Source organism: Syntrophus sp. (in: bacteria), assembly GCF_040768185.1.
Lineage (GTDB): Bacteria > Desulfobacterota > Syntrophia > Syntrophales > Syntrophaceae > Syntrophus > Syntrophus buswellii.
The window spans coordinates 44,735-66,790 of the sequence record NZ_JAXGNC010000013.1 but is presented as its reverse complement, the minus strand read 5'-3'; the positions used below and the strand labels follow the sequence as shown (position 1 = coordinate 66,790).

General features: G+C 52.5%; 23 protein-coding genes. 16 read left to right on the top strand and 7 right to left on the bottom strand.

From position 1 onward, the window contains the following. The first annotated feature begins 1 nt into the window (after position 1). The 4 genes from AB3175_RS11970 to AB3175_RS11955 all read left to right on the top strand — a co-directional run bounded on the left by AB3175_RS11970 (position 2) and on the right by AB3175_RS11955 (position 4,269). On the top strand, positions 2 to 1,033 hold the full coding sequence (locus AB3175_RS11970) for a chemotaxis response regulator protein-glutamate methylesterase (RefSeq protein ID WP_367361172.1): 1,032 nt from the start codon (positions 2 to 4) through the stop codon (positions 1,031 to 1,033). 2 nt (positions 1,034 to 1,035) lie between these two features. Continuing rightward, positions 1,036 to 3,255 carry a chemotaxis protein CheA gene (locus AB3175_RS11965; protein ID WP_367361171.1) on the top strand — a complete coding sequence of 740 codons (2,220 nt, stop codon included), beginning with the start codon at positions 1,036 to 1,038 and terminating at the stop codon, positions 3,253 to 3,255. 85 nt (positions 3,256 to 3,340) lie between these two features. Next, on the top strand, positions 3,341 to 3,721 hold the full coding sequence (locus tag AB3175_RS11960) for a response regulator (protein WP_367361194.1): 381 nt from the start codon (positions 3,341 to 3,343) through the stop codon (positions 3,719 to 3,721). 77 nt (positions 3,722 to 3,798) lie between these two features. Beyond that, the gene (locus AB3175_RS11955) at positions 3,799 to 4,269 is read left to right on the top strand and encodes a chemotaxis protein CheX (protein ID WP_367361170.1); all 471 of its coding nucleotides are present in this window, start codon (positions 3,799 to 3,801) and stop codon (positions 4,267 to 4,269) included. 172 nt (positions 4,270 to 4,441) lie between these two features. Here the strand turns inward: AB3175_RS11955 and AB3175_RS11950 are convergent, their stop codons facing one another. The 3 genes from AB3175_RS11950 to AB3175_RS11940 are packed head-to-tail and all read right to left on the bottom strand — an operon-like array spanning position 4,442 to position 6,612. Continuing rightward, positions 4,442 to 5,206, bottom strand: a complete 765-nt coding sequence (locus AB3175_RS11950; RefSeq protein WP_367361169.1) for a flagellar motor protein MotB — start codon at positions 5,204 to 5,206, stop codon at positions 4,442 to 4,444. Between the two features lie 4 nt (positions 5,207 to 5,210). After that, positions 5,211 to 6,068 (bottom strand): flagellar motor stator protein MotA, encoded by an 858-nt coding sequence (gene motA, locus AB3175_RS11945; RefSeq protein ID WP_367361168.1) that lies wholly within the window; start codon positions 6,066 to 6,068, stop codon positions 5,211 to 5,213. Positions 6,069 to 6,078: 10 nt separating this feature from the next. Then, positions 6,079 to 6,612 carry a PilZ domain-containing protein gene (locus AB3175_RS11940; protein WP_367361167.1) on the bottom strand — a complete coding sequence of 178 codons (534 nt, stop codon included), beginning with the start codon at positions 6,610 to 6,612 and terminating at the stop codon, positions 6,079 to 6,081. Between the two features lie 337 nt (positions 6,613 to 6,949). Between AB3175_RS11940 and xerD the strand changes: the two genes are divergently transcribed. The 11 genes from xerD (at position 6,950) to rapZ (ending at position 15,730) form a co-directional block, all read left to right on the top strand. Then, positions 6,950 to 7,849, top strand: coding sequence for a site-specific tyrosine recombinase XerD (gene xerD, locus AB3175_RS11935; RefSeq protein WP_367361166.1), 900 nt, complete (start codon positions 6,950 to 6,952; stop codon positions 7,847 to 7,849). Positions 7,850 to 7,901: 52 nt separating this feature from the next. After that, positions 7,902 to 8,738, top strand: coding sequence for a 3-deoxy-8-phosphooctulonate synthase (gene kdsA / locus AB3175_RS11930; RefSeq protein WP_367361165.1), 837 nt, complete (start codon positions 7,902 to 7,904; stop codon positions 8,736 to 8,738). A 47-nt stretch (positions 8,739 to 8,785) separates the two neighbouring features. Beyond that, positions 8,786 to 9,316, top strand: coding sequence for a KdsC family phosphatase (locus tag AB3175_RS11925; protein WP_367361164.1), 531 nt, complete (start codon positions 8,786 to 8,788; stop codon positions 9,314 to 9,316). Between the two features lie 79 nt (positions 9,317 to 9,395). Then, positions 9,396 to 9,971: an LPS export ABC transporter periplasmic protein LptC gene (gene lptC / locus AB3175_RS11920; protein WP_367361163.1), complete on the top strand. Its 576-nt coding sequence runs from the start codon at positions 9,396 to 9,398 to the stop codon at positions 9,969 to 9,971. A gap of 14 nt (positions 9,972 to 9,985) precedes the next feature. Beyond that, positions 9,986 to 10,567 (top strand): LptA/OstA family protein, encoded by a 582-nt coding sequence (locus tag AB3175_RS11915; protein ID WP_367361162.1) that lies wholly within the window; start codon positions 9,986 to 9,988, stop codon positions 10,565 to 10,567. 2 nt (positions 10,568 to 10,569) lie between these two features. Continuing rightward, positions 10,570 to 11,292, top strand: coding sequence for an LPS export ABC transporter ATP-binding protein (gene lptB, locus AB3175_RS11910; protein WP_367361161.1), 723 nt, complete (start codon positions 10,570 to 10,572; stop codon positions 11,290 to 11,292). Between the two features lie 30 nt (positions 11,293 to 11,322). Continuing rightward, a complete protein-coding gene (gene rpoN / locus AB3175_RS11905) occupies positions 11,323 to 12,786 on the top strand; it encodes an RNA polymerase factor sigma-54 (protein ID WP_367361160.1) in 1,464 nt (487 codons plus the stop codon). Positions 12,787 to 12,935: 149 nt separating this feature from the next. Next, positions 12,936 to 13,475, top strand: a complete 540-nt coding sequence (gene raiA / locus AB3175_RS11900; RefSeq protein ID WP_367361159.1) for a ribosome-associated translation inhibitor RaiA — start codon at positions 12,936 to 12,938, stop codon at positions 13,473 to 13,475. A 15-nt stretch (positions 13,476 to 13,490) separates the two neighbouring features. Beyond that, positions 13,491 to 13,952, top strand: a complete 462-nt coding sequence (locus AB3175_RS11895) for a PTS sugar transporter subunit IIA (protein WP_367361158.1) — start codon at positions 13,491 to 13,493, stop codon at positions 13,950 to 13,952. 123 nt (positions 13,953 to 14,075) lie between these two features. Continuing rightward, positions 14,076 to 14,870, top strand: a complete 795-nt coding sequence (locus AB3175_RS11890) for an HPr kinase/phosphorylase (RefSeq protein WP_367361157.1) — start codon at positions 14,076 to 14,078, stop codon at positions 14,868 to 14,870. Then, positions 14,867 to 15,730, top strand: a complete 864-nt coding sequence (gene rapZ, locus AB3175_RS11885; RefSeq protein ID WP_367361156.1) for an RNase adapter RapZ — start codon at positions 14,867 to 14,869, stop codon at positions 15,728 to 15,730. The genes AB3175_RS11890 and rapZ overlap by 4 nt, the downstream gene beginning before the upstream one ends. 53 nt (positions 15,731 to 15,783) lie before the next feature. On the opposite strand, the gene AB3175_RS11880 is transcribed toward rapZ, so the two are convergent. The 4 genes from AB3175_RS11880 to AB3175_RS11865 all read right to left on the bottom strand — a co-directional run bounded on the left by AB3175_RS11880 (position 15,784) and on the right by AB3175_RS11865 (position 21,381). Continuing rightward, entirely contained in the window at positions 15,784 to 17,136 is a 1,353-nt protein-coding gene (locus AB3175_RS11880; RefSeq protein WP_367361155.1) for a M23 family metallopeptidase, read from the bottom strand. Positions 17,137 to 17,225: 89 nt separating this feature from the next. After that, positions 17,226 to 19,034, bottom strand: a complete 1,809-nt coding sequence (gene typA, locus AB3175_RS11875; protein WP_367361154.1) for a translational GTPase TypA — start codon at positions 19,032 to 19,034, stop codon at positions 17,226 to 17,228. A gap of 415 nt (positions 19,035 to 19,449) precedes the next feature. Next, the gene (locus AB3175_RS11870) at positions 19,450 to 20,799 is read right to left on the bottom strand and encodes a phosphomannomutase/phosphoglucomutase (protein WP_367361153.1); all 1,350 of its coding nucleotides are present in this window, start codon (positions 20,797 to 20,799) and stop codon (positions 19,450 to 19,452) included. Positions 20,800 to 20,898: 99 nt separating this feature from the next. Next, a complete protein-coding gene (locus tag AB3175_RS11865; protein ID WP_367361152.1) occupies positions 20,899 to 21,381 on the bottom strand; it encodes a hypothetical protein in 483 nt (160 codons plus the stop codon). Positions 21,382 to 21,530: 149 nt separating this feature from the next. Here AB3175_RS11865 and AB3175_RS11860 point away from each other — a divergent pair, with 149 nt between their 5' ends. Continuing rightward, positions 21,531 to 21,821: a hypothetical protein gene (locus AB3175_RS11860; protein ID WP_367361151.1), complete on the top strand. Its 291-nt coding sequence runs from the start codon at positions 21,531 to 21,533 to the stop codon at positions 21,819 to 21,821. The last annotated feature ends 235 nt before the right edge of the window (positions 21,822 to 22,056 follow it).

Below are 22,056 nucleotides of genomic sequence, written 5' to 3'. Positions count from 1 at the left end.
TATGAATAAAATCAAGGTTATGATTGTCGACGACTCGGCAATCGTCAGAAAAATTTTTTCGGAAGAACTTTCAAAATATCCTGACATCGAAATTGTGGGGACAGCGCCTGATCCCTTTGTTGCCAGAGATAAAATCGTTTCCCTGAAGCCGGATGTCATTACCCTGGACATCGAGATGCCAAGGATGGATGGTTTGACCTTTCTGAAAAAGCTGATGAAGCATTTCCCGATCCCCACCATCATCGTGAGTTCTCTAACGCCCAAGGGGGGCAAGTTGACCCTGGAGGCCATGGAAATCGGCGCTGTCGACGCCATCGCCAAACCGGGAAGCTCCTATACCGTGGGTGACATGAGCGGGCAGTTGGTTGAAAAGATCCGGGCGGCATCGAAAATAAGGGTCGAGAAACGTGAGACGAGGGAAAAATATAGGCCGGGCTCCAAGGAATCCATCAAAGCCCTTGCAGAGACTTCGAATAAGGTGATTGCCATTGGCGCCTCGACCGGGGGAACGGAAGCTTTAAAAAGTGTCCTTTCAAAGATGCCCCCGAATTCGCCGGGAATTCTCGTCGTACAGCATATGCCGGCGAATTTCACTTCCGCTTTTGCCGAACGGTTGAACGGCCTGTGCCATGTTACCGTCAGGGAGGCCAGGAACAATGATTCGGTGACTCCGGGGACTGCGCTCATCGCGCCGGGTAACTATCACATGATTTTGCGGCGAAGCGGCGCAAGATATTACGTTGAAGTGAAAACCGGGCCAATGGTTCACCATCAAAGACCAGCGGTTGACATTTTATTCAAATCCACCGCGAAATATGCCGGTGCGAATGCCATCGGCGTTATTTTGACAGGAATGGGTGCGGATGGAGCTGAAGGGCTGCTGGAAATGAAGCAGATGGGCGCCAGTACGATAGCTCAAAATGAAAAATCATGCGTTGTTTATGGAATGCCCAAAGAAGCCGTAAAACTGGGAGCGGTTGATAAAATCGTTCATCTTGATCAGATTGCTGATGAAATCGTGAGGATGGTGTAGACATGAATATTGAAACACTGCTGAAGTCGATTGATCTTATCGCGTCGGATTTTCTATTCCTTGATTCTCAGGATATGAATATTCCAACAGCGGGAAAATTTCTCAACAGCCTGGAGGGTCTGACCGGGGAGGCGGCGGAGTTGGGGATTGTGCCTGTCCTGGATGTGGCCAAGGGCATGAATGTCATTCTTGAATGCGTTATCCTGGATTCGCTCGCAGACAAGGGGAAGGCGATTTCAACCTTTGAACGGGGAATAGCCCTTTTGCAGGAGATAGCGGACGAATACAAAAAAACAGGAGGCTATACAAAAGAATACGAAAGTTATCTCAACCAGGCAGGTGCTGTCACCGGGAGGGCGATTGAAGCACAGGCCGCTGCACCGGGCGCAGAAACTCCGTCGGCAGATCCACCTCAGGAGGAGAAGAAACCTGACGCCGAGGCATCGGGACAGCAGTTTTTGATTCAGGATGAGTCCCTGCTCCGTGATTTCATCTCGGAAGGAACGGAGTACATAGAAGAAATTGAAGTCAACATCTTGAATCTGGAAAACAATCCGGAAGACAAGGACTACATCAACGCAATATTCCGCCCCTTTCATTCCATCAAGGGGGTGGCAAGTTTTTTGAATCTCGAAAAAATCCGGGGGCTGTCGCATAACCTGGAGAGCCTCCTGGACAAGGCAAGAAACGGGGAACTCAGCGTGACGCCTCAACTGATCGATGTCGTCCTTGCCGGAGCCGATGCCCTCAAAGGCATGATTTCCAGCTTGAAAGAGGCCCTGGAGGGCAGGAACGACAACCCCCTGGATGTCGATTTGTCCGATCTCGAAACGCGGATCCGGAATGTCGACAAAGGGATTGAACCGGAGCGCTCGGTTCAGAAACTGGGTGAAATTCTCATTGAGGAGGGGGCCATTTCCGAAGAGGCCCTTGAGGAGGGGCTGAAGATCAAAGCCAGCAACCCCGACAAGAAGATCGGGGAAGCCCTGATTCAAAAGGGAACCGTCACGCCCAAGCAGGTATCGCAGGCATTGAGAAAGCAGGCGGAGCAGGCCTCCGAGTTGTCCACCATCAGGGTTGACACCCGAAAACTCGATGATCTCATTGATATGGTCGGAGAGCTTGTCATTACGCAGACGATGGTCCAGCAGGACATCAGCAATCAGGAAAACGGCAATAAAAACCTCACCCGGAATATCGCCCAGCTCTTCCGTATTGCTTCCGGCCTTCAGAAAGTATCCACAAGCCTCCGGATGATTCCGATTAAACAGACGTTTCAGCGGATGGCGCGCCTGGCCCGGGATGTCTCAAAGAATGTCGGGAAAAATGTCGTGGTCGAGATGGAAGGTGAAGATACGGAACTGGACCGGAACATGGTCGATGAAATTTATAATCCCCTGGTTCACATGATCCGTAACTCCGTCGATCACGGTCTGGAGACATCCGAAGAGAGGCTTCAATGCGGAAAGCCCGAAAAGGGGCTGATTCAGCTGAAGGCCTATCATCGGGGCGGGAACTTTGTCGTTGAAATATCCGATGATGGACGGGGTTTGAACAGGGATAAACTCTTGAAAAAGGCCCTGGCGAATCACGTGGTCAATAATGTTGAGGGCCTTACAGACCAGGAAATATACCGGCTGATCTTCCTGCCCGGGTTCTCAACGGCGGAGAAAGTTACGGATGTGTCCGGCCGTGGTGTCGGCATGGATGTTGTAAGACAGGCCGTTGAAAAGCTGCGGGGCAAAATTGAAATCGAAAGCACGCCGGGAAAAGGCACGACCTTCATTGCGCGATTTCCCCTGACCATGGCCATCATCGACGGAATGATCGTCAAGGTCGGCAAGGAACGATTCATCCTGCCTACGACAGCGATCCGCCAGGCCCTCAGACCGACCCGGGAAGCCTATAATCACATCATGGGGCAGGGGGAAACGGTCAATGTGATGGGGCAGCTCATGCCGCTGGTCCGAGTATACGATCTCTTCAACATAGAGCCGGAGAAGGTCAATCCCTGGGATGCCATCCTGATCGTGGTCGAAGGGGCCACGAGTTCAAAATGCCTTCTGGTGGATCAGATTATCGGCAAGGCGGAAGTCGTCATTAAAAGTCTCGGGGACGGATTGAAGGATATCGATGGAATTTCCGGAGGGGCCATTATGGGGGACGGCCAGATCGGGTTGATCATCGATCCGGAAGGATTGTTCGAGCTCAGTGAACGCTGAGAAGTCGAATAAGAAGGAGGTGTTCCGCGATAACAATTTTTTCGCCGTCGCGGAAATATAAATAACGTCAAGACCGGAGGACATGATGGACAAAAACATCAAGATATTAATCGTTGACGATTTTACGACGATGAGAAAAGTCATCAGGAATCTTTTGAAATCCGTAGGGTATGAAAACATCATCGAGGCGGAAGACGGAGCCATTGCCCTGAGAACTCTCAAAAACAACGAGGTCGATTTCATTATCTCAGACTGGAACATGCCCAACATGAGCGGCCTGGAGCTGTTGAAGGCGGTCCGGGCGGACAGCGAACTCAGCAAAACGCCTTTCCTGATGGTTACAGCCGAAGCGCTTCAGGACAATGTGATCGCCGCCGTCAAGGCCGGGGTGAGCAATTACATCGTGAAGCCCTTTACCGCCGAGGTTCTCAACACGAAGATCGAAAAAATACTGGAGACTCTCTAGGGAGAGATGACCCTGAGCTTATAGAGTCGATACGGTCGTTGCGCTGTACATCTTGAAGAAAAAAAGGGGATACCTTAATGGACGTTCGATTTATCAATGCCTTTTTAGATGCGACGGAGAATGTCTTGAAGACGATGGCATTTGTGGAACCGAAGCCGGGAAAGCCTTATCTGAAGAAGGACAATGTGGCAAAAGGAGATATTTCCGGCATCATCGGGTTGACCGGTGATCTTAAAGGATCACTGGGTTTGAGCTTCAGCGAAGGCTGCATTGTCAAGATAGTCTCCAACATGCTTGGGGAATCCATGTCGGGGATAGACAATGACGTCAAGGATGCCGTCGGAGAGATTACCAATATGATCTCCGGAGTTGCCAGGAAGAAACTGGAGGCGGACGGGTTGAATATTACGGCGGCCATTCCAACGGTCGTGGCCGGCAAGAGCCACTCCATCGTCCATGTCCTGGGGGGGCCGAGCATCATCATTCCTTTTGAAATTGAAGAGGGGCCCTTCGTCGTGGATTTTTGTCTTGACAACGCTCCGTCGTAGAGCCTTCGTCCTTATCGAAGAAGGTCCTTTGTGGATAGCCGCGCGCGGCGCGGCTGACTTTCCCGGAAATGTGCTGAACGCCCCTTCAATGCCCTGCACGGGGTCTTCTTCGCGCCGGCATAGGCCGGCCGCCCACCGTTGAGCCGCAACCTTCTTCAGTCTGCGGCATTCTTTATTTCGGCTGAATGACAATGATGCTGATCCGCCGGTTCCGTGGGTCCATGGGATTCAGGGGAATGTATGGCTCCTGATCGGCGTAACCGACCACTTTGGCAATCCGGCCCGGATCAATGGAGTTTTTTTCCAGCTCCCTTCGGGCAGCGGAGGCTCTCGATGTTGAGAGCTCCCAGTTTGTTGTCTGCGCACTCTGGAAGGGGGCCGCGTCGGTGTGGCCTTCGATGATAATCCTGTTGGAGCCCTCCTTGATGTTGTCTGAAACGATTTTCAGGATTTCCTTCGCCTTGGCCGTAGGCTCTGAACTGCCGAGGGGGAACATCAAACTGCCTTCTTTGTCGACGATCTGAATTTTTAATCCGCCATCGACGATGTTGATAATGACCTGGTCCCGGATGGACTGCAGATTGATGTCGATGGCGCTTTTCAAACGCTGCTGCAGATCCTTCGGCGATATTCTGTCCTTGATGTTTTTGTAGTCCTGAACGGAATTGGCTCCCCCGCCCGCCTTGTCCAGAATCTGCGAAGACCCGGTCATAAAGGAAGAACCGGTTTCCTTCATGACGGAGAAGGATTTGAAATACTCCGCAACGGCGATCCTTTTTTCAGGGGACACCATGGAGAGTAGCCACAGCAGGAGAAAAAAGGCCATCATCGCCGTGACAAAATCGGCATAGGCGACCTTCCAGGATCCGCCGTGATGCCCCTCGTTGTGGCGTTTCTTTCTCTTCCGGATGATGATAACCTGTTGTTCGTCCATCATGGGATCATCCCTTATGCTGCCGCAGGGCTTCTTCGATTTCTGCAAAGGTTGGACGGTCTCCGGCGGGAATGACGCGACGTCCGAATTCAACGGCCACTTTGGGGGCGGAACCGCCGATGAAGGCCAGCAATGCTACCTTTAAGACCGTTAAATAGAGGATGTTTTCGCCGGCGCTGTGCTCCATGTTCTTGCCCATGGGGCCCACAAAGCCGTAGCACATGAGCACGCCAAGGAACGTACCGACCAGGGCGGCACCAATGCATTTCCCCAGAACTTCCGGTGGTTCGCTGATCTTGCCCATTGTTAAAACAACACCGAGAACCGCCGCGACGATGCCGAGTCCGGGAAGTGCATCCGCAACAAAATTGACACTCTTAGCGGGCTGCATCATCTCCTCATAGTGTATGTCCAGTTCATGATCGATCAGCGCATCCAGTTCATGAGGGGCAATGGTGGTCGTCATGACGGTCCGGAGGGTATCGGCGATCAGGTCGACAGCGTGTTTGTTTTTCAGTATCGATGGATATTGGGAAAAAAGGCTGCTTTCACCGGGGTTGTCCACATCGGATTCAATCGACACAAGACCCTGCTGACGGATTTTATAGAAGATGCCGTTGAGCAGCAACAAGGCCTCGGTATAATCCTTCTTGTCGAATGTTCTGCCCTTGAAGATATGAGCCACTGACTTGAAAACTGCTTTGACGACCTTTGAGGGGGAGCTGATCAGAAGAGCTCCTGTTGCCGCGCCGAAGATGATCAGCATTTCAGCCGGCTGGATCAAAACGGCAAGATTGCCGTGCTCGAGGAGATAGCCACCAATAACAGCTATTAACACAACGGCAATGCCTATACCTGCGATCATCGAAAATACGTCATCTCCCCCGCTTTTCCCGAAGGATTTCCCTTTCCCGTTCGAAAACGAATTTTACAATTTCATCTCTTACCATGTCGTCCATCTTGACGAATGAAAGGGACATCTGGTATCCCTCAGGCCGCTCATCAAGGGCGATGATTCTGCCGTAAAGACGAAGCGCCCGGTGCTTCTGCGGCGAAAGAAAGGTCTTTATTTCAAGCATGTCCCCTTGAGCGAATCTTTCCGAAGTTGTAAGGCGGATGCCGGCGCCGCTGATGTTGATCAACCGTGACGGGAGAGAAGAAAACCCCTCATTGCGCAAGGTAAGAAGATGAATGACCGAATCCAGCTTGGCATTCAGGATGTTCAAGCAGGCCTGAAGCGACTGATCCTCAGTTTCCGGCAGACTGCAGCTTTCTACGATGATCGGGTCAAAAATTTCAGCTTGAACATAGTCCTGTTCTTCCAGGGGAACAAGACGATACGCAATGGGAATATAGGCGTCAACACGCGAGAATTGCCTCTTGTTCAATTCATTGTTGTTCTTTTCCATGGGCAGCAACCTGGCAGGATATCGTTCCCTTGATCAAGGAACATCTAAAATGTGCAATTCCGGTGCCATGCGGCTATGATGAGCGGGATAGGTGATGATGAGCTGCCCCGTCCACATAAATGACGGCGACATCTGTCAGCGGGATCGGACGTCCCCGGAGCAGAAGGTCAGACGGACTTCGGTCGTCGGGGACAGGCATGCCTCAAAGAACCCCGTGAAATATCCAATGGATCCGACGACGGCGGAGAGGATAAAAACCACTATCATATTGACCTTTTTGCAGGAATAGCTTAATAAAGCCTCTCAACTTACAAAAATTATTTTAGGATAATGCTCTATGCCCGGCATGAACTTTGAGCTTATAGATGAATATCTGAATTTTCTCGTCGTTGAAAAAGGCGCCTCGCACAATACGCTCGAAGCGTACAGCCGGGACTTGAACCGTTACACCGGCCTGATCCAGGAACGAGGCATCAAGGAAATTCACGAAATCAGTCCAGATGATGTCATCTATTACCTGTCTGAATTAAAGCGGAGGGGCCTGTCGGCCAACTCCATGAACAGAAGCCTCGCGGCGCTGCGGGGTTTCTATAAATTTCTGCTGAGAGAGAAGAAAATCGAGCAGAATCCGGTCGCGGAGATTGAACTGGCCAAAGTATGGATGCGCCTTCCAGATACCCTGAGTCACGAGGAAATGGATCAATTGCTGTCACAGCCGGGAGTCCGAACGGACAGCGCCGTTCGGGACACCGCCATGCTGGAATTGATCTATGCCACGGGCCTCCGGGTTTCTGAACTGCTGTCATTGACGACCAACAGCATCAATTGGCAGGTGGGGTATCTCGTCGTCCAGGGAAAGGGAAGCAAGGAGCGCATCGTGCCAATCGGCCGGGCGGCTTATGAAAAGGTGAGGAATTACTTTAACGATGTCAGGCCGAAGTATATCCGGGGAACGCAGACGAACATTCTTTTTTTGAACAAGTCCGGGCAGGGGATGACCCGCCAGGGGTTCTGGAAACTGGTCCGAAAGTATGCCGTTCAGGCCGGGCTTCAGAAAAAAGTCCACCCCCACACCTTCCGGCATTCCTTCGCTTCCCATCTCCTTGAGGGGGGCGCGGATCTGCGATCGGTTCAAATGATGCTGGGGCATGCGGATATATCGACAACGCAGATTTACACGCATGTCACGCGGGAGCATTTGAAGGACATTCACAAAAAATATCATCCGCGGGGTTAGCCGGCATGGAGCTGCTTCAGGCGACCCTATCGTGGATCCAAGGGGAGAGAAGATGAGGACTGTAGCCGTCGGGAATCTTGCCGTCGGGGATGGGCAGCCGCTGGTGCTCATTGCCGGGCCCTGTGTCATTGAGCATGAGGAACTGACGAGGGCCATCGCCCTTTACCTTAAAAATCTCGCCCGTGAGATGGACATTCCCTTTATTTTCAAGGCGTCTTTTGACAAGGCGAACCGGACGTCATCAGCGGCCTATCGCGGCCCCGGTTTTGAACAGGGCATCGAAATTCTGAAAAACATCAAACAAGACCTGAACATCCCCGTGCTCTCCGATGTCCATCGCCACGAGGAAATCGAGAAGGCCGCGGAAATATTGGATGTGATCCAAATTCCGGCTTTCCTGTGCCGCCAGACGGATCTTATCGTGGAAGTCGCCGAGCGGGCCCGGGTCGTGAACATCAAAAAGGGCCAGTTCCTGGCCCCCTGGGATGTCCGGAACATTCTCGAGAAGGTGTTGTCCCGCGGCAACGACAACATTCTCATCACCGAACGGGGGACGTGTTTCGGATACAACAATCTGGTCGTGGATTTTCGCTCGTTGCCCATCCTTCGCAGAGAAGGCTTCCCCGTCGTCTTTGATGCGACCCATAGCGTGCAGCTTCCCGGGGGGCAGGGAACCGCTTCAGGAGGACAACGGGAGATGGTTCCCTACCTGGCGCGTGCCGCTGCAGCCGTGGGTATTGACGGACTTTTTCTGGAAGTCCACCCGGACCCGTCAAAGGCCTTGTGCGATGGCCCGAATTCCCTCTACCTGGATACTCTTCCGGATCTGTTGAGAACGGTGAAGGCCATAGATGGCAGCGTCATGGCCCTGAAGTCCCAGAGACCGTGAAATGAGGAGGAGTCGAAAGACAATCGAAAGGGGATAAACGTAAGATCATGGATGAAGAAATAACAAAGAAGATCCGGAAGATCCGTATGCTGATCTCGGACGTGGATGGCGTTTTAACCGACGGCCGGATCATCATCGATGACGCCGGGCAGGAAAGCAAGCATTTCGATGTCAAGGACGGCCATGGACTTAAAATGATCATGCGTTACGGGATAGATGTCATTCTTTTGACTGGCCGCTCCTCTTGCGTTGTGGATCATCGTGCCAGGGACCTTGGAATTCGTGAAGTGTTTCAGGGAGTATTGAACAAGAAGGAATTCTTCCAGCAGCTTCTTCGGGAAAGAGGCTTAAATGCCGAGGAAATTGCCTACATCGGTGATGATTTTGTGGATGTTCCTCTTCTGAAGAGGAGCGGGTTTTCCGTGGCTGTTCATGACGCGGTGGAGGAAGCACGAAAAGCGGCAGACTATATTACGGATAAGCCCGGGGGGCGGGGGGCCGTTCGGGAGGTGTGCGAACTGATTCTCAAGGTCCAGGGCAAATGGGAAGAGGTCGTCCGTCGGTACGAACTGGTATGATTTTATCGGTAGAACCTGATTCATGTTTAACCTTTACATGTCCTGAAACGGGTGATATACAGACAGCAGGATCATCGGGATGAGGTTGAAAGCGCTGACCGTATTGCTGAAAAAAAAGAGACTGATCGTGTCCGCTGGCTGTCTGGCCGTTTTTTTTGTTCTGGGTGGAATCCTATATACCCTGAACAAGGAAGAGCCCCGAAAAACTCCAGAGAAGCTCATGGATGACCAGGTCGATTTGCAGGTCATGAATGTGCATTACACGGAGGCAACGGACGAGGGTGTTATCTGGGAAGTCCACGCCGAGAGTGCCCAGTATCGGAAAAAGGACAATCTCGCTCTCCTGAAGAATCCGAAAATCACGTTGACAATGCCGGACGGGCGGAACTTTGTCCTTACCGGGAAGGAAGGGACCCTGAAGCAGGATTCAAAGGATATGAAACTGACAGGCGATGTCCATCTCCAATCCAGCAACGGAGATTCCTTTAAAACGGACGAGGTCACATATTCCGGAAAAGAGAAACGATGCCATACAGGTTCACCCGTCAACCTGAAAAACAGCAGGATGCAGATTAATGCGACAGGGATGTCGATTTCGCTTGCGGACGAGCACCTGACTCTTCTGTCCGGCGTAAAGGCCTGTATCCAGAGATGAAGGAGTTTGCAACCTTGAAAAAGCGGTGGTTATGGCGCCCGATCCTGATGATCGCCTGTCTCATGACCTTTGCCGCCGGAAATATGCCGGCAGTGGGCGCAGAAAAGGCCGACACGAAAAAGCTGGAAATGAGCAGGGAACCCATTCGAATTGAGTCGGATCGTCTGGATGCCTACAATGAACAGCGTTTGGTCGTCTTTTCCGGAAATGCGGTCGCTGTTCAGGGGAACAACGTGATCAAATCGGACAAGATTTTGCTTTACTACAAGAAAAAGGAGAATGGCGCCAGGAAGGGTGCGGCAGGAGAGATCGGCCGAACGGGCGATCTTGATCGAATTGAGGCCAAGGGGCGCGTTGTGGTAACTCAGGGAGACCGGGTTGTAACAGGTGAAGACGCCGTTTTTTTCCAGGACGACCAGAAAATTGTCGTCACGGGAAGCCCCGTGATGCGTGAAAAGAAAAATGTGATCCGGGGGGATCGGATTGTCGTCTTTCTCAAAGAGAACAGAGGAATGGTCGAAAGTTTCCCGAGCAAGAGAGTTTCGGCGACCGTCTATCCCGCTGAAAAGGATGAGGGGAGCAAGCAGCAGCCCTAGGGATGAATGAACTTTCAGCAAACCGTTTGGTGAAGATTTACAGTGGGCGGAGAGTCGTCGACGAAATCGATCTGAGGATTCAACCCGGTGAAGTTGTCGGGCTGCTGGGGCCCAACGGTGCGGGGAAAACAACTACCTTTTACATGATTGTCGGTCTCATCCATCCCGACGGCGGGTCCATCTGCCTCAATGGTGAAGATGTCACCGGGGAGCCGATGTATCTTCGGGCAAGAAAAGGTTTGAATTACCTGCCTCAGGAGCCTTCCGTCTTTCGGAAGCTGACCGTCGAGGAGAATATCCTGGCGATCCTTGAAACTCTGAAACTGAAGGAGAACGAACAAGAGAACCGCTTGCAGGAATTGCTGGGTGAGCTGGATTTAACTCATCTGGCCAAAAACAGGGCGTATTCACTTTCCGGAGGAGAGAGAAGGCGTGTGGAGATCACGCGGGCACTGGTGACCTCTCCGCAATATATCCTTCTCGATGAGCCTTTTGCCGGCATTGATCCCCTGGCCGTTGCGGATATTCAGAAAATCATTGCCAAGCTGAAATCGAAGGGGATCGGTGTGGTGATCTCGGACCACAACGTCAGGGAAACGCTTTCAGTCTGCGATCGAGCCTATATTGTCAATGCCGGCAAAGTCCTCGTCGAGGGCAAGCCGGCCGAAATTGCATCCAGCGAAATCGCACGGAAAATCTACTTTGGGGAAGACTTCACACTTTAATTTTTGATTAAAGGCGAGCCGGTAAGGGACATGGCATTCGAACTGAAACAAAATCTGAAATTGAGCCAGCAGCTGATCATGACCCCGCAGCTGCAGCAGGCCATCAAGCTGCTCCAGCTTTCAAGAATGGAGATGATAGATGTCATCAACCAGGAAATGGAAGAGAATCCGCTCCTTGAGGACATGCCCCCGGAAGACTACGATGAAGCGGAGCTGAGTACGGTCAGTGAAGAGGGAACCATTGCTGAAGTAGAAGATTTCAAGGGCATAGAAAGAACGGAAGAGATAACGGGCGAAGGGGACGGGAAGGAGGATTTTGACTGGAGCAGTTACCTCGAAGATTATGGATCGGTGGGGGCATCGTACGATCGCAGGGACGGTGAGGCGCCTTCCTGGGATAATCTGCTGACGAAAAAAGCCACTCTGACGGATCATCTCATGTGGCAGCTTAAGCTGACCCGTCTGTCGGAGCTTGAAATGAGGATCGGGGAGCAGATTGTCGGCAATCTCGATACAAACGGATATCTGGCGGCCACAACGGAAGAAATCGCCCGGCTGGAAGATGTTGAGGAAACGGAAGTGGAAGCGGTCCTGGCGAAGATTCAGGAATACGATCCTCCCGGCATTGCGGCCAGGAATCTTCAGGAATGCCTGCTGATCCAGGTCAGGCTGCTGGGGATAGAAAATCCCCTCGTCGATGTGATCATTCAGAACCACATGAAGGATCTGGAGATCAAGAACTATAATCACATTGCAAAGAAAAACCGGGTTTCCATCGACGAGGTGCTGCAGGCCGTCATGATGATCAGCGATATGGATCCGAGGCCGGGAAGCATTTACAACGAGGAGAGGATCCAGGCCATCATTCCCGATGTCTATGTTTTCAAGGCAGGCGACGAATATAAGATTGTGTTGAACGATGACGGCATGCCGCGGCTGAGGATCAGCAACTTCTACAAGGAGATCATGGGAAATGTGAAAAATGACTCCAACTCCGATAACGGCAAAAAATACATCCGTGAACGGGTTCAGTCAGCCACCTGGCTGATCAAAAGCATCCAGCAGAGGCAGAGGACCATTTACAAGGTGGCCGAAAGCATCGTCCGGTACCAGAAGGATTTCTTCGACAGGGGAATCAATCATCTCAAGCCCCTGGTGTTGCGGGATATCGCCTACGACGTCGAAATGCACGAATCCACCATCAGCCGGGTGGTCACGAACAAATACATGTACACACCCCGTGGAATCTTCGAATTGAAATATTTTTTCAGCAGCAGCATCCAGAAGAAAAGCGGTGAAGCCATTGCGTCCAAGAGTGTAAAGGAGGAGATTCGCAAGGCGATTGCCTCTGAAAATCCGAAAAATCCATACAGCGATCATGAAATTGTCAGTCTCCTGGAGGGCAAAGGGATCAAGATTGCCAGAAGGACCGTTGCCAAGTATCGGGAGATGATGAACATACTGCCCTCATCGAGGAGGAAGAGATACTTTTAGCACGGGTATCGAAGCGGACGGAACGATCGTTCCTGGAGGCGGCATAAAGGCCTGAACATAACGAAGAACGATTCCCCTGCGGAAGAAGCCGGTTGGCAGGGAGCAGATATGGCAGGATTCAGTGACAAAGAAAAGAGGAGGAGTAAGCAATGATGAAAATTTCCGTGACCTTCAGAAATACCGAGGATGAAGGTTGGCAAAGGGAATATGTTGATGAACGGATGAAGAAACTGAACAAGCATATCGATGCACCTACTGATGTTCATGTGGTCTTGACCGTTGAAAAATTCAGAAACGTTGCAGAAATCAACATCACAACAAACGGGTTGAACATCATCGGCAAGGAAGAGTCGAAAGATATGCACCTTGCTATTGACAATGCCGTAGAGAAGATCGAACGGCAGCTTAAAAAGCACAAGGAGAAAATCCGGCTTCACAAAAGCGGTGGCCTGAAGGAAGAAGGCGAGGAACCGGAAGCGCTGCCCGTAGAGGCAGAGGATGCTGTGGAGTCGAAGATTATAGAAACAAGGAAAATCATTCTGAAACCCATGTCGCTTGATGATGCCGTTCTGGAGATGGATTCGACGAATAATCGATTTGTTGTCTATCGCAATGCCTCGTCAGAAAATGTCAATGTCATCTACCGGCGTGACGATGGCGGCTATCTCCTGATTGAAACGAACAGCTGATACATTGAATGCTGAATGAAAATCGTTGATCTGCTTAAAAAAGACTATATTGTCGAAGAACTGGTATCGTCTGGAAAACAGGAGGTCCTGGAGGAATTATCGCAGCGGATCCTGAAACATAACCGGACATTTGAGCCGGATGCCATGATCCGGACGCTGATGGATCGCGAGAAGCTCGGAAGTACAGGTATCGGAGAGGGCATTGCGATTCCTCACGGGAGACTGGATGGACTTGAAGAGGTGATCGTCGCATTCGGTCGGAGCCTTCGGGGAATTGATTTTGACGCGTTGGACGGAAGGCCGGTGTACCTGTTTTTCCTTCTTCTGGCGCCGGAGCATGCCGCCACGGAGCATCTGAAGGTCCTGGCGAGAATTTCCAGAATGCTCAAGGATCAGAATTTTCGAACACGCCTCATGGAGGCTCCATCCGGGGATGAAATATACCGGATTATTACGGAAAAGGACGGGCAGACATGAGGCCTGCTTCTCATGATCTCCAGGACACGTGAAGAGACTCCATCCCTGCGTGGCATGTTGGACCGTGCTTCCGACCGTTTGGGAATAAAGGAAATTTCGGGCGGAGCCGGCCCGGGAAGGCCCTTGAGCAGACTTCGCATCACCAGGCTTAACAACCGGATTGATTTATCCTGTTTTCCCCTTCCGGAAACGATCGGTATTTTTCCATTGCACGCCTCTCCTTCCGGGAAGGGCGTGCCGATCTTCCCGCCTTCATGGTCCCGCTCTTTTTCAAGCGGTCGCTCTTCAACATGGGCCTGCATTGCACTGGCCGGAACGGGGCGCATTCCGGAATCCCTGATCCAAGCCGTCGGACCGTCTGAAACGCTGCTCTTTGCATCCGCGTACGATGAATTTCTCCTGGAAAGCCGGCTGACCGGACTGTTCAGGGAGCACACCGGCAAAGAGACGTCGCTTTCCGGGGGATTGGTCAGTTTCGACGGAAGGGGGATGTTGATCCTGGGGGAAAGCGGCCTGGGGAAAACGACCTGCGCCCTGGAGCTTGTTAAGCGCGGGTATCGCTGGATTGCCGATGACGTTGTTGTCGCAAGGAAAAGAAGCGGGGGCCGCATCTACGGCAGCAATTGGAACCCCGAATTCCCACTCCTGGAAATAAAGGGAAGGGGAATCGTCCGAGCCGAGCAAGTCCTGGACAGGTCGGCGATTCTGGCCGAATCCAGGATTGATTGCTTTGTGGAACTGGTTGAAGAGGAGGGGATGGGCCAGGGAACTGAGCGTGGCCATCCCTTGAGAACGCTGGACATTCTGGAAACTCCCGTTTACGGAAGGTCCCTTCCTGTAACGGGAGATGCGGTGGGCATGGCATCGAAGGTGGATACATCGATACGGGCGATGACGGGCATGGGGAGAAACCATTGAAATCGCTTCGGGTGGTGATCATTACCGGTCTTTCCGGTTCGGGAAAAACCACGGCATTGAGGGCCTTGGAAGATATCGGATTTTATTGCGTGGACAATCTGCCCGTTGCCCTGCTTCCGCAATTTCTCGAAATACAATCCGCTCAACCGAAAAATATATGTCAAGTGGCCATGGTTATGGATTTGAGGGAAAATACCTTCATCCAGACCTACAAAGGCGTCTTCGAGCAGCTTCAACGGGAGGGGTACAAGATCGAGATCCTCTTTCTGGACGCCGGAGATGATGCCCTCCTTCACCGGTTCAGTGAAACGAGGCGGGTCCATCCCCTGTCACAGGCTTCCGTCATGGAGGGGATTCACCGGGAGCGGATGCTGCTTCGAAACCTCAAGGAGATGGCGGACAGGGTCATTGATACATCATCCTGCAACGTTCATCAGTTAAAGGATGCCGTGCAGCGCCATTTCCTGTCCTCGTCAACAGCCAGGCGGCTCTACATTCTGGTCATTTCTTTTGGCTACCGTTATGGAATTCCTGTTGATGCCGACCTGGTCATCGATGTCCGTTTTCTTTCAAACCCCTATTATGTGGCGGAGTTGAAAAATTTTAACGGGTACAATGAAGAGGTCCGGGACTATGTCCTGAGTGCCGAGGAGAGCGTCATTTTTCTCCAGAAGTTACTGGACATGATGGAATTTCTGATGCCCCTTTACGAAAAGGAAGGAAAACCCAGGCTGACGATCGCCGTGGGCTGTACCGGGGGGAAACATCGCTCCGTCGTCATGGCGAATGAATTGATGTCCTACTTTTCCAAACAGGATTATCCCGTCAACGTGGACCACCGCGATATCGATAAGAGTTGAAAATCCCATGACTTGCCGGCGTTGATTTTACCGGGCAGGGCAGTGGGAGTTCATTAGGCGCCGATCTGCAGTTTCTTCAGGACATTGTCGTTGATCCAATGAGGATCCCACCATTCCTGGGGATTGACAAACCGCCCTCCCGCCATGATCCCGAAGTGCAGATGATCGCCTCCAGCAAGGCCTGTCAGGCCGCTTGCGCCGAGGACGTCCCCCCTCGAGACGGATTGGGAACCCTTAACCGAAATCGAGGAGAGGTGGGCATACAGGGTGAAAAGCCCGAAGCCATGGTCGATGATGACGGTATTTCCGTAAATGCCCAGTGGGCCGGCAAAAACCACGATGCCGCTGTTGGCCGCCTCAATGGGGGCCTGTGCGGTCGAAGCAAGATCGACTCCCCCGTGAACACTTTCACCAACGGTCTGTCCCCCGTAGATATAGGTCCTCCGATCGCCGAAGAGGGCCATGGGGGAGGCATTTTTCATTCTCAGGAAGGTGTCGCTCCAGAGCTGCCTGGGTTCACTTTTTTCGCATATCCCCTGGATTGTTTTGAAATTCGCTTCCCTGATCTGTGAATTGACGTAAATAAAGGTTTCAAGGAGGTTCTTGCCTCTCAATGGCGGATTGGATGCCTGAAATTCCGGCATTTTCTGCTGGAGAAAGGAATCGCTCAGCATCATCCTGTCACTTCGGAATGTTTTTTTCAGAAGAACATAGGGTACCGTCGACGAGGATTCATTTCCGCCAAGATCCCTGGCTACTATCCGAAGATGCATCGGTTTGCTTCCGGCGTCCATCGGCACGGGCACATAGCAGATAAAACCGGGCTGTCCGGACAGGGAAACCGGATAGGCTCTGAAGAACGCCTGATCGATATATACCCCTGTGACGGAAACGGGTTCCGAGACGCGATAGGTCAACACGCCGGTTCCTCCGGGATTGAGATGGTTCTGTGTGCTCAGAAGAAGGATCTGGGGCGGACCGAAGTCGATCATCACGGACCGGTCGACGGTCATCGAATTGCCGAACAGGGCGCCATCCTCCGCGGAGATGTGGAGGGTGGCCGGGCCTTCGCGAAGCTTGTGTTTTGCCGGGTCAAGGATCACACGGACTTCGTGGGACTTGTATTTCCCCGAGGGATAGGTGAGAGTGGAAAGGGGGTATGTTTTGCCGTCCTGGGTAAGGGCTACCGCTGTTCTGGAAAGGCCGCTTTTGGAATCGGAAAACGTCAGAATCAAGGGCGTATTCCATCCAATCGTTCGAATTTCGCCCTTCGAGGTAAAGGAAGGCTTTCCGAATTCAAGGCGTTGCCCGAGAAGCAGCCAGGCGGCAACGGCCAGAACGGCGATAACGGCGGATCCGATCAGAAGATAACGCTTCCGGTTCTTGCTGGGTTGTACAAACGTCATGGCTTTCCATCCTCCGGGGATCAGGTGTTGCAACTGGAGCCCTTTATAATTCCTTTGCGGCGGTTTATCAAGTCCAAAGGCCGGGCTGACTAAGCTCTGCTTTCCAGGCGATCCGCCTTTCGCCGCTCCCACTCTCCGAGGATCTTTTTGCGGAGCCGAATGGATTTAGGCGTGATTTCAACTCGTTCCCCTTCATTGATGTATTCCAGGGCTTCCTCGAGGGAAAAGACGACAGGGGGAGACAGCTTGACCGCTTCGTCGCTCCCTGACGCACGCATGTTCGTCAGCTTTTTAGCCTTCTGCACATTGACGACCATGTCCTCCTCCTTGTTGTGCTCCCCGACAATCTGGCCTTCATAGACTACCTCCCCGGGAGCGATGAAGAACCGTCCCCTGGCCTGCAGCGCATCGAGGGCGTAGGCCGTGGCCGGGCCATCCTGCATGGAGATGAGTACGCCGTTCTGCCGATGGGGGATGGAGCCCTTGAAAGGCTCATACTGGTAGAACTGATGATGGATGACGGCCTCGCCAGCGGTGGCGTTGAGCAGGCGGTTCCGCAATCCGATCATTCCGCGCGCCGGGATATGGAACTCCAGACGGGACCGCCCCCCGATGGAATCGATCTTTTTGAGTTCTCCCCGCTTTTTGCCGACCACTTCAATGACACGGCCGGAGAGATCGGCAGGTATGTCCACAATGAGAAGCTCGATGGGTTCAGCCTTACGGTTGTTGATTTCCTTGTAGATGACGTGCGGCTGGCCCACCTGGAACTCATAGCCTTCCCGGCGCATTGTTTCAATCAGGATGGAAAGGTGCAGGATGCCCCGTCCATAGACCTTGAGAGATTCCGTTCCCGGGGCAGCCTCCACACGCAGGGCAACGTCGCTCTTGATCTCTCTGTGCAGCCGGTCCCGCAGATGGCGGCTCGTGACATACCGCCCTTCCTTCCCGAAAAAGGGAGAATCGTTGTGGGAAAACGTCATGCTCATCGTCGGTTCATCCACGGGGATGATGGGCAGAGGCTCCGGATAATCGACGTCCGAGATCGTATCCCCGATATCGATGTCTTCCGGACCGAGGACGGCGCAGATGTCTCCGCAGGGGACTTCAGCGGCTTTATTACGCTGCAGCCCCTCGAAGAGGAACACGTCCTTTACGACTGATTTCTGAGTGAAGCCGTCACGCTTTATGACGGATACGGGCATCCCGGAGCGGATTGTTCCGCGGAAAATACGTCCGATGGCGATCCTGCCCACATAGTCCGAATAGTCAACCGTGGTGACCTGCATCTGTAAGGGGCCTTCCGCTTCTTTCGGGGGAGGGATGGAGGTGATCACGGCATCCAGAAGAGGGGTCAGATCCGTCCCCTGCACATCGGGGGAAAGAGATGACCAGCCAAAACGGCTGGAGGCATAGAGGACGGGAAATTCCATCTGTTCGTCGTCAGCGCCCAGATCGATGAAGAGATCGTACACTTCGTCCAGAACCTCTGCGGGCCGCCGGTTCGGTTTGTCCATCTTGTTGATGACCAGGATGGGCGTCAGATTGAAGGAGAGGGCTTTCTGCAGAACAAAGCGCGTCTGGGGCATTGCGCCTTCGAAAGAATCCACGAGAAGAATTGCTCCATCGGCCATCTTCAAAACCCGTTCCACCTCTCCGCCGAAATCGGAATGTCCCGGAGTGTCGATAATGTTGATTTTATGACCGCCGTAGGTGATGGAAATGTTCTTGGACAAAATGGTGATGCCCCGTTCGCGCTCGAGGTCATTGGAATCAAGAAAGCAATCCCGCACCTCCTGGTTGTCGCGGAAAATTTTGCTCTGGATGAGGAGCTTGTCGACCAGCGTGGTCTTGCCATGGTCGACATGGGCGATAATTGCTACATTTCTAATATTCATGCTGCCTTATATCCTTTTTTAAAACGATTTCGAGAGGGGTGATTTCCGGATTCAACCGGCGATAAAGTAACCTGACCGGCTGTGCTCGAGAGGATAGGCGGTTGGATAAAAATGGAAAGCGTTAAACAAAGCTGGGTTGTTCAATCGATGTATCCGTTTATGCACTATTCTTCTGACCATGTCACGACACTTCTACTGCGTTCCGTATCGAAGCGTTTTCCTGACCGCCCCCGCTGTCGGCTCATCGACATGGATTTCTGCCGCATGCCTCTTCCGGGACGTGCGGTACCGCAGCCATCCTGCCGTCCCTTTTTCGTCTCCGGGTTGGAATTCGCCTGATGTTTGAAACTTCGCTTAGGCTGATAACAGGAAAGTTGTCAATTGGCAACAATTTGTTGATGATCCGGAAAAGAAATCAGGAGGGAAGTTTATCGAAGACGACCTTTTCAATGGTGGAGCGGATGAACTCCAGGCGATCTTTCGTCGCCGCCTCAAAGCGGAGAACCAATACCGGCTGCGTGTTTGAGCAGCGGACAAGCCCCCATCCGTCGGCGAAGGGAATACGGACTCCATCGATGTCGATGACGGGGCCGAGGGTGCGAAAATGATCCCGGAGCTCCTCCACGAGGCGGAACTTCACATCGTCGGGGCAGGCGATTCGGATCTCCGGCGTGGTGCAGGTTTCCGGAATGTCCGCCATGAGTTCGCTGACGGACTTCCCCGTCCGGGAAAGCATTTCGAGGAGCCGCAGAGAGGCGTAAATGGCATCGTCGTATCCGAAATAGCGGTCTGCAAAAAACACGTGGCCGCTCATTTCGCCGGCGAGCATCGCCTTCTCTTCCTTCATTTTGGCCTTGATCAGGGAGTGGCCGGCCTTCCACATGATGGCTTTGCCGCCGTGGCTGGAAATATCGTCAAAAAGCTTCTGTGAACATTTCACTTCACCGATGATGGCGGCTCCGGGATGCTTTTCGAGAACGGCGCGGGAAAAGAGAATCAGCAGTTCGTCACCCCACAGGATTCTGCCGGTATTCGAGACAACGCCCAGGCGGTCCGCATCGCCGTCGTATGCCAACCCGACATCGGCATGTTCCGCTGTCACCTGCCGTGTGAGCTCATACAGGTTTTCCGGGATCGTCGGGTCCGGGAAATGGTTCGGAAATCGCCCGTCCGGTTCGCAGAAGAGCTCCTGAGTCCGGCAGCCCAGCCGCTTCAGGATGGGGGCGGCAAAATATCCCCCAACGCCGTTCCCTCCATCGAGAACGACCCGGATGCCCGGTTTCAGCGAAAAGGAACTGCAGAGGTAGTCTTCATAGTCTTTCGCGATGGATCGCATTTGTAAACGACCTTCGCCTTGGGCAAAATCTCCCGATTCGGCAATCCTTCTCAGGGCTTGGATTTCTTCGCCATGGAGTGCATCCTGGCCGATGCATACCTTAAAACCATTAAATTCCGGTGGGTTGTGGCTTCCGGTAACCATGATCCCGCCGTGTGCCTGGCAATGGCGGATGGAAAAGTACAGGATGGGGGTTGCGCAAAGGCCGATGTCGATGACGTCAATGCCGGCCCTGCGCAGGCCGGCATTGAGAACCTGCTGATACCCATCTGAACTGAGGCGGCAGTCCCTCCCGGTCGTGAGCAGGGTCGCGCCGTGGTGGACGGCGTACGTCCCGATCGCACGCCCCAGCGTATAAACCCGTTCGTCATTCAGATCTTTTTCAACGACGCCGCGAAGATCGTATTCCCGAAAAATGGCAGGGTTCATGGATCTGTTTTTCCTCTTGACCTTCTTGCCGCCTGGGCAAGACAACGTCCGTCCAGCCAGGCTTACCACCCTTCCTTCGGGGGCGAAAATCCGGCTCTGTCATTGCGTCCTGTACATCTCTTCGTAAATCTTGAGATCGATCGTATCAAAAATTTTGGTATACTGCTCTTTTTCCAGCAGGCGGCGCATTTCCCATCCCGAAGGGGTTTTCTTTTCCGCAACCACGGAAAGAGTCACTTCCGTTTCCTTCCAGTTGAGTGTCCGGGTCCTGGCGAGACTTCGGGTCCGCCAATCATCCAGAACGACAAAATCGGATTCCACAAGGTGCTTTTCTTCATCGATCCGAATGTTGGTCCCCATTTTTTTTTCCTTGAGGACTCGTTCAATGGCCCTGAGAACAAATTTTTCTTTCGCTTCGTAGGTGTAAGTAAATTCATCAGGCTGAGATATAAGCGTCTGCCCGACCGAAGCGCCGCAGGCAGACAGGCTGATCAGAACAAGAAGCGCGGCCAGCAATACGATGCAACGCCTCAAGGGCCTGTTGTCCCTGCCGCCGAGCTTCCGGTCTGAATGTGCTTTCATTCGGCAATACCTTTCTGAGTGGAAGTTTGCAAGTCCATGAGAGGAGCGTGCGTACCGGGATCAGATTCGATCCGCTCTTCATGAAAAACTGCCCTGTGCGCCTTGTCCCCTAAGAATAAATGATTATGTTAGTCCTGAGGACAAACAAAATGAATGCAATATCATCTCCAGGAATCAGTGACGCATTGTTAATCCTTTTCAATCTCGTTTATTTCGTCATGACCATGATTCTGACGTCGCTTTTTATTGAAAGAATCTGGATCGGGCGGACACAGTGGCTGATCCTTCCGCTGATTGCCCTTTCCCTCGGCCTTTTTCTTTTGCATCCACCCCTGTTTCTCCATATCCTGAAAGCCGTAACCGGACCGTTCTCCATTCAGGGACTGATGGTCGTTACGGGCTTCGGGGTTCTCTCCGGCATGGTGATGTCGAGCCTCTGACTGCTTCTTCGATTGCCCGGGGCGATCATGAGGTTGTTCATCAAGGTGGATTAGGTTACGACATCCCGATGATGGTTGAGGCATGAGGATTTGACCGCCTTTCTAATCATAAAAATTGGTTGCAAGCAAGGCCATTTCAAGATATATTACCGCAATAAAAAATCAGCGGCGTCTTCCATCGCTGCGGCCGCGTTACCCTCCCTGTATCAACCAAGAACATTGTATTTCAAGACTT